We start from the raw sequence: 8123 nt of genomic DNA on the forward strand, positions 1-8123 counted from the left end.
TTCTAGCATCGTAGCTTAGTGCAAAAGAACGTAAGCCACACAATGAAAAAGAAGTCACGATTGAATATATTTTTTCTTCCTTCCTTCCTTCCTTCCTTCCTTCTTTGAATCGTAATGGCCGGCTTCTGACGCTCCTTTGCTATGTGGTGTGCACCTTTGAGTTCGAAACTTTTAGCCCTCAGTAATCTGCCATACCGATACTGTACCGCTCGCTTCATTACCAATAATAAGTAAAGCCCTGCCTGTTGGACTAGTGTTTGCATCAACAAACACCATACCCTCTGGTGCGCTATCACCGATTAAGTCACCACCTTCGGTTAAGTCACGGTTAATTACATAATCAACAAACTTGGCGTCATAAGGGTTAGTGACATCGTAAACAAAAATGCCACCTAAACGCTCCATACCAATAAAGGCATAAGTTTTATCACCTACTTGCCCAACCGTTAATGCTTCGGGCTCTGGACCTTTGTTGGCAGAGCGAGAGTCCCCTTCATTTTCATCGTTGTTGTTATTGAATGCGTTGCCATGAATAGAAGCACTAATGCGCTCAAAGTCATCGCCTGAATCAAATACCACTAAACCATTGCTGTCCCAGATAGTGAATGAACGCGCACCGTATGCATAAAGCGCTTCATATTCACCATCATTGTCACTGTCACCCAATGCTTTGGTTACCGTTAAACGTCCTAGTGGATAGGCAGTGAAATCAAAATCTTTTGGATCATCGCCAGCAATGGTGTCTAGATTTGAGCCAGTCTCAAAATTAAGTCGTCTGCCCTGAGTTTCTTCGGAGAAAGATAAACAACCATCCTTTTCATCAAAGTCTTGACCGCCTGCCGCGTCGCATAGGTCCTCATCTTGTTCACCGTCAGCATTTAACGTATCAAAAAAATACTCTCTTGCATCGCCTTCGTTTGCGGTTAATAAAAAGTATGCATCTTTCCATTGAAATGAGGCGATGGTATCCGGCATATACATTCCGTACAGATTGTCATATTTACCAAAACTTACAGTGCCATCTTCCATGCCATCGAACTGGTAATCACTCCAATCTTTGAAGCCAAGACCTATCACTTGCGCGCTGTTATTCGCTAGATCAATAATCGCTAAACCGTTATTTTCTTGAAGCGTGACGTATGCAATGTCGTTGGTGGTAGTAATATATTCAGGTTCTAAATCTTGCGCCACTGTTGTGCTGATCAAAGTGCCATTGATAATACGACCCGACGGATTAGGAAAATGCATGCCTTGTGCTTCGAGGTCAGCTTGTTTGTCATTATAGTCAGAAAAGTCGATATTGATTGATGTATCGCTTGGTGTGCCATCTACCATTGTGATGACTGATACCGAACCTTCGGGGTCAATATTGTAGTCACCACTTGGCTGGCCTTCATTAGCTATTAATACTTTGCTGGCATCGGGTGTAAAAGTGACCATATCAGGCAAGTTACCTACTTCCACGGCTTTTACAAACGTTGGCGAAGACATATCTAGGCCACTATAAAACAAGACCATGCCATTAGTGGCAAGATCTTTAGCAGGTACCGCTACAGCCATCCAATCTCCTGATATTGAAATGCTAGTGGGGCCTCCTAATATAATACCACCTTGCTCAGTAGGCAGAACTAAAGCTATGGATGTTAAATTTTCATTAGATAGAGGGTTACTCAAAGCTTCTGTCGTTAGAGATGAGGCATCAATCATCTCAATCGTTGGCTCAACTGCTGCACCATTAATTGCATAAATAGTTTTCGACGCTGAATGAAACTGAACTATTTCCGCCGCGCCTTCAGGATCGTTGGGATTTAGTTTGATACGTCCAACCAATTTTAAGCTGATATTTGCATTGGCGTCTTGACCGTCGATACCATTGGTTCCAAGAGTACCTGCTGAACCCTGAGTGCCATCAATACCATTTACACCATCATCACCTTCTAAAAAACAACCTGTTAAAGACAAACTCATTGCCAAAGCAAGGGCTGAATACTTAGAACTTTTGATTATTTGCATCACTTTTACCTTTTTATGCTGGTTTAAAAGGATCAGCATATGAAAGTGTGATGACATTTATGTGATGGAGAAATGACAGCTTGATGACATTATAACAATTTGGATAAGTAGGTTTTATCTAAATCGGATAACACTTTAGTTGAGATGTGATGTTCAACCGATATAAAAAACATGATTATTCATACATTAAGCTGAGTGCAAACCTCATCCTATTTATTAATCATAGGCAGGGCTGAATAAAAGTATAAAGCGCAAAGAATTGTCTAGTTTATAAATTTTTTTGGATGATGTGCTGAGATATGGTCTAAGGTTTTCGAATGTTTGCACATGCAAAGTTCTGAACATAAGTATGTAAAAACATAATGACTACCTCAGACCAATCACTGATTATTTAGTTATTTAGTTATTTAGTTATTTAGTCATTTAATAATAGTGCAAGTCTTGCACTTTACCCCAAAAAACTCGATACGAAAATATGGTGTATAACAAAATACAAGGAATAACTACCAACGCGCCATATAAAATAAAACGTAGTGATTCAGGAGCGCTGGCTGCTTGCCAAATGGTTATCTCACCAGGAACCACATAAGGGTAGAAACTAAAGGCTAGTCCACAAAAACAAAATACGTAGACCACCACCGTGATCAGAAAGGGTAGCCAGCATCCGCTGTCGTCCTTCAGTGGTAGTTGTTTTAGTACCTTATTGCCTATGAACAATAAGGTGAAACAAACAAATGGCACAATAGCCATAAAATAGGCAAATGGGGCGGTAGTCCAACGTTCAAACACGAATTGATTAATTAGTGGATTAATGATGCAGACCGCCAATATACCCAAAAAACTAATTTTTCCCATTAACTTAGCCCATTTTATGGCGCGTAGTTGTAAGTCGTCAGTGGTTTTTAAAATCAACCAAGTACTACCAATTAACGCATAGGCACAAGCGACCCCTAATGCACTCATGATTGAAAATATATAAGCGGTTGCAGATTTTTCAAACCCCATCACAAAACTTCCCAACATATAGCCTTGACTAGTGGATGCAATAAGGGAACCGAGCTTAAATATCTGGTTCCAACGGTGTTTATTGACTTGAGCTACTTTGGCTCGAAAGTCAAATGCGACTCCCCTTAATATCAAGCCAACTAACATGATGGCTGATGGAATATACAACGCTTTTAGGATGACATTGTGTGCCGTTGGAAAAGCAATCAATAATAACCCTACAGCCAGTACTAACCATGTTTCATTAGCATCCCAAAATGGGCCAATAGAAGCGATCATTTGATCCGCTTGACGATCATTATTTAGAGGCAATAATAGGCCTACGCCTAAGTCGTAGCCATCTAAAATCGCATAAACAATAATTGATAAGGCCATTAGTCCGGCGAAAATAATGGGTAAGTTAACATCTGCAATCATAATAAAGCTGCCTCTGTTGTGTTGGGTAAACTGCGAAATTTCTTTTGTAAAAGTCTTTCTTTAGGTTGTATTTCTTCTATTTCTACTGCTCTTCGTGCCATCAGGAACAGCGTATGTAGATAAGCGATCAATAAAGCCACATACACTGATAGATACAAAACAAAAGTAAATAGCACGTTTTCTGGTGCAATGTCTGTAACGGCATCTGAGGTCTTTAATAAGCCTGACACCAGATAAGGTTGACGACCAATTTCTGTGACATACCAGCCTGCCAATGTCGCTATCCACCCAGAAAAACTCATACCCACTAAGCTATATAAGATACCTTTACTGAGCTGTTTGTTACGTACTAATTTGAAGCTTGTGAACCATGCAATGGTAAGCATTAACATACCCATACCCACCATAATTCTAAATCCATAAAATAAAGGTGCAACGGGTGGATGTTCACCAATAAAATCGTTTAAGCCCTGTATCTCTCCCTCAGGGTCGTGGGTTAAAATAATGCTGGTGATGTTTGGAATCGCTATTTCAAAATGGTTTGTACGATTCTCCTCGTCTGGTATTGCAAACAATAAAAGAGGCACGCCTTTTTGTGTTTCCCATACACCTTCCATCGCCGCAATCTTTTGAGGTTGATGTTCTAAAGTATTTAAACCGTGTAAGTCGCCAACAAATATTTGTAGTGGCATCAACAATGCTGCTACAAAAACTGCTGTTTTGAGAGCTAGTTGGGGAGCTTTTTTGTTATCACCTCTGAGAATACGATAAGCAGAGATACCAGCGATTAAAAAAGAAGCAGTTAAAGCAGACGCTAACAACACATGTGTCAAACGGTAAGGGAAGGACGGATTAAAAATGATTTCCGACCAATCTAAGGCATATGCTACACCATCACGCATTTCAAAACCTGCTGGGGTTTGCATCCACGAATTAAGTGCGATGATCCAAAAAGCAGAAAGTGTTGTGCCCACCGCTACTAGCAACGTTGCTAAAGTATGCAACCAGCTTGGTACACGGTGAATACCAAACAACATCACCCCTAAAAAGGTGGCTTCTAAAAAGAAGGCGGTGAGTACTTCATAACCGAGCAGCGGCCCTGCAATATTACCTACTGTTTCCATGTATCCCGGCCAATTTGTTCCAAATTGGAACGACATGGTAATGCCACTCACCACACCCAAAGCAAAGCTAAGGGCAAATACTTTTACCCAGAAACGATAAATACGCATCCACACTGGATGCCCACTGATGTTAAAACGTAACTTGAAATAAAATAAGAACCAGCCTAACGCAATCGTGATGCTGGGAAATAAAATATGGAAGCTGATGTTGGCTGCAAATTGTAGGCGAGACAACAAGAAGACATCATCCATAGTGCACCTCATTTATAATGTGAGAAAATTTGTTGTTAATTACTAAATAGTTTTCTTATGTTGGGTCTGTTACTCATTAGTTCGTTTGAGTAATTTATCTTTCAAATCCAATACTTTGCCTACACCTGAGCCTAGCTTCATCAACGTGTCGAGTTTTTCTGGACTTAAACGTTGTAGCTCGCTTGACCATTTGGTGATGCCTTCAAGTAAGTCATGCACCTCTCTAAGCTTTTGTTGAGCATGTTCTTCTTCTTCGTTGCCTGGCGTGTCTAGTAGGATATCTCTTAATAAAGACAATGTTGGGTCCATTTCTCGTTTACGACGCTCTTCAAATACACGATTCGCCATATCCCAAATACTGCCATTAGTGTGAAAATAATCTTTTCTGTCTGCTGGTTTGTGATGAAGTTGTATTAACTGCCAAGACTGCAGTTCTTTCAAACCCATGCTTACATTACCGCGAGAAATGCTCAACGCCTCAGCAATTTGGTTGGCACTGATGGGCTCTTTAGTGATCACTAGCAATGCATACATTTGCCCCACAGTTCGGTTAAACCCCCAGCGACTGCCCATTTCGCCAAAGTGCATCACAAAGGTTTCTATCATTGGTGTCATTTTCATGAGGAGGTTGCCTTTTTAAAGTTTCAGAAATTACTGAAACTTTAAAAGATTTGATGGATTAGGTCAAGTGCTATCTATGATTCATGTGGTAAAGATGAATTATCTAATGAAATAAAATCTTTAAGCTGAATAGCTGCTTTCATTAGTAGTGAATTAAAAGTGATACGGTGGGTTTAGACAATTAATGAGTCAAAACTGGTAAAGTGAAAGGGCACATCCCAATACTCTTCAACACTTTACCAACCAGAATGATGGGTGAAAAACACTTAAAAGATCACTGTAAATGTGCTGAGTGGTCCAATTAAATTATGCTTCGTAAAAGAGCATTAGTATCTAATAACTAGATGATCGTACTGACCTACTAGGATTCAGTTTAGTAGAACTTTTGTTCTCTCGCCGAGGGGTAAAGCAGGTTATATTTTGTGGCATAAAACTTCACTTCTATGGTTTTTGTAGCTGTCTGTAAGTCTCGTTTGTACTGTGGCAAGTTGATTGAAGTCTAAATCGTTTTTCGAAGCCTTGCGGCTAATTTGTAACCACTAGGTTAGCAGCATAGTTAATGATGGATGTTGGTTGTTATGAGTACATAACATGTGTTTGTTTCAAAGTTACAGAGAAATAATATTGGTAGTTTATTAAAAGTAATATGTTGATAAATATGTAAAGTGGACAATTCAAATTTATGATACTTAAAAAGTTCGCACCATATTATATGGTGTTGTCCTGTCCAGCAATTGAAGCTTAGTTAGTTATCCAGACTACTAAAAAAGGCTCCGATATGGATGTAAATACTCAGTGGCAGACAGACAATTGATACACCTTTATATTTTAAAGCTGCACGAGCATATTTAACTTATTATTATCAATAACCCCCTGTGGGTTGTCTGCATAGAGTGTAAGTTAACTGGAAAATAATGAGGTGTTTTGTGCTTTGCTAAGCAAAAACACCTACGACAGATTTATAAGTTACAGCAACTTTTAATAATGATTACTAAATCAATTAAATAGACCTTTGAGCTTGTCATTAGCTTTATCCAACAACTTTCCCTTTTGTTTCTCGAGTTCTTGTTTAACTTTTTTCTTTGCCTCTTTTGACAAGTGTTTTTTCGCTTGTGATTTAGCCGCAGTAATAATGTTTTCGAGCATGGCATTAACTACCGCAATACCTACTTGGTCTGCTGGCATGCCATTAGGTTGGCCGATAGGTCCAGCATTAAAAGTGGGTAGGGTAACTTCATACGTTTTTGTGTCTAAATTAAAATCACCGGTAGGCAAATTTTCAAAGTTTAATTTAAGACGTATATTGCTGACGGTCAGATTTTCAACAATCACTAAGGGATTAGCCGAGTCTTGTGATGCGGGTGCAGATTCCTGTTCAGTTTTTGGTAGAGCGGCGGCTAAATTATTTTTTAGTTCTATTAGGTTACCCTTTCCATCTTTGTCTACTTCATAAAGAATTTCCGGAGCATCAATGCTAATAGTCTGAATCACATAAGGCTCGTTGATTACTTCGCCTAAATCTAGAATGATCACATCAACACTAAATGCATCCTCTTTGCTGAAGCCCACAGGATTTTTTATATCCAAATCACTTATGGTCATTCGGCCTTCCGTTAATGCTAAGTCTACCTTAAAAACTGACACTGTTGTGCCAAGATATTTACTCCCCTGTTGTTCTATTTGCACACGGATAAAATCGCCTGCTCCGCTTAATATATACCAAGCACCACCAGCTATCAGCAGCGCTAACAAAGTAATAATTCCTAATCCTTTTTTCATGAAAACCTCTTCTATATGTTTATTAAATTAACTTACTATAACAGAACATTTGAATGACTCGAGTACCTTCTCGCTGCTTACAATATATCGATGATAGACGCCATATCGTCTCTAGTGATAGCGTACTAAAGTCTTTATTTATGTAGTGGATTTTGAATGAAGTTGCACTCGAAATCATGCTGTTTTTTTCATTATAAAATAATTTATACTCATTTGTTATTCCGCTAAGAAAGCAGGGCATGGAGGCAACTATACGACTAGAGTATAGCTGTGATTATATTTGCGACCCGTGTTACAACTCAAAAGCATCAGAAAACTCACTCAATGCCTCATTATAACATTTAAGAAATAATCACATTGGCACTCTTAGAATGCTCAGTTAAAACCTGCCAACCCAAGAGCATTTTAAAACATTAAAGGTGATGGGTTTGATTCCAAAACACAGGATACAAGAATCAGTCTTAATGGATAAGCTAAATCAAACCTATTATAATATTCAAGTTGAGTAGGGGAGTTCGACGCTTAATAATTTTCTCTTGAACCTGAGTGGTGCTGTTTTTACACAATTAAATAGCCCTGGATATATGGTCTAGCAGATGTGTTGACAATCTGGGAGCTTAACGCAATGTGGCATAATTTCATTGATAAAATACTAGCAACATATTGACCTGATGTGTCGTTCAGTATGTTTATTTATTTATTAATAAATAAATAAATAGGGTCTATAGGAGGGTAATGAATGTGAGGAGTCTGCGAGGAAGCTTTTTTATTTGCGTATAAACTCATATAACCAAAGCTTTACTCGATTAAAACTTTGCTTTGTGGCCATAACAACTGGATCGTTGTACTTTAAATACACAGTTAAATAATGATATTAAAAAATAATATGACTGTAATGTTAGTGTAGTAATA

5 protein-coding genes are annotated in these 8123 nt (G+C 38.7%); all 5 read right to left on the bottom strand.

Annotation, left to right across the window (positions count from 1 at the left end):
* Nucleotides 1–171: 171 nt before the first annotated feature.
* A complete protein-coding gene (locus QZ562_RS17510; RefSeq protein WP_293763020.1) occupies nt 172–2013 on the bottom strand; it encodes a choice-of-anchor I family protein in 1842 nt (613 codons plus the stop codon).
* Between the two features lie 423 nt (nt 2014–2436).
* Complete coding sequence (gene cydB, locus QZ562_RS17515) at nt 2437–3435, bottom strand: cytochrome d ubiquinol oxidase subunit II (RefSeq protein WP_293763022.1); 999 nt, start codon at nt 3433–3435, stop codon at nt 2437–2439.
* Nucleotides 3432–4811, bottom strand: a complete 1380-nt coding sequence (locus tag QZ562_RS17520; protein ID WP_293763025.1) for a cytochrome ubiquinol oxidase subunit I — start codon at nt 4809–4811, stop codon at nt 3432–3434. The genes cydB and QZ562_RS17520 overlap by 4 nt, the downstream gene beginning before the upstream one ends.
* 69 nt (nt 4812–4880) lie before the next feature.
* Nucleotides 4881–5432, bottom strand: a complete 552-nt coding sequence (locus QZ562_RS17525; RefSeq protein ID WP_293763028.1) for a MarR family transcriptional regulator — start codon at nt 5430–5432, stop codon at nt 4881–4883.
* Between the two features lie 996 nt (nt 5433–6428).
* Nucleotides 6429–7211, bottom strand: coding sequence for a hypothetical protein (locus tag QZ562_RS17530; protein WP_293763031.1), 783 nt, complete (start codon nt 7209–7211; stop codon nt 6429–6431).
* Between the last annotated feature and the right edge of the window lie 912 nt (nt 7212–8123).

Origin of the sequence: uncultured Paraglaciecola sp. (assembly GCF_913058035.1) — a bacterium.
In the GTDB taxonomy this organism is placed as follows: domain Bacteria; phylum Pseudomonadota; class Gammaproteobacteria; order Enterobacterales; family Alteromonadaceae; genus Paraglaciecola.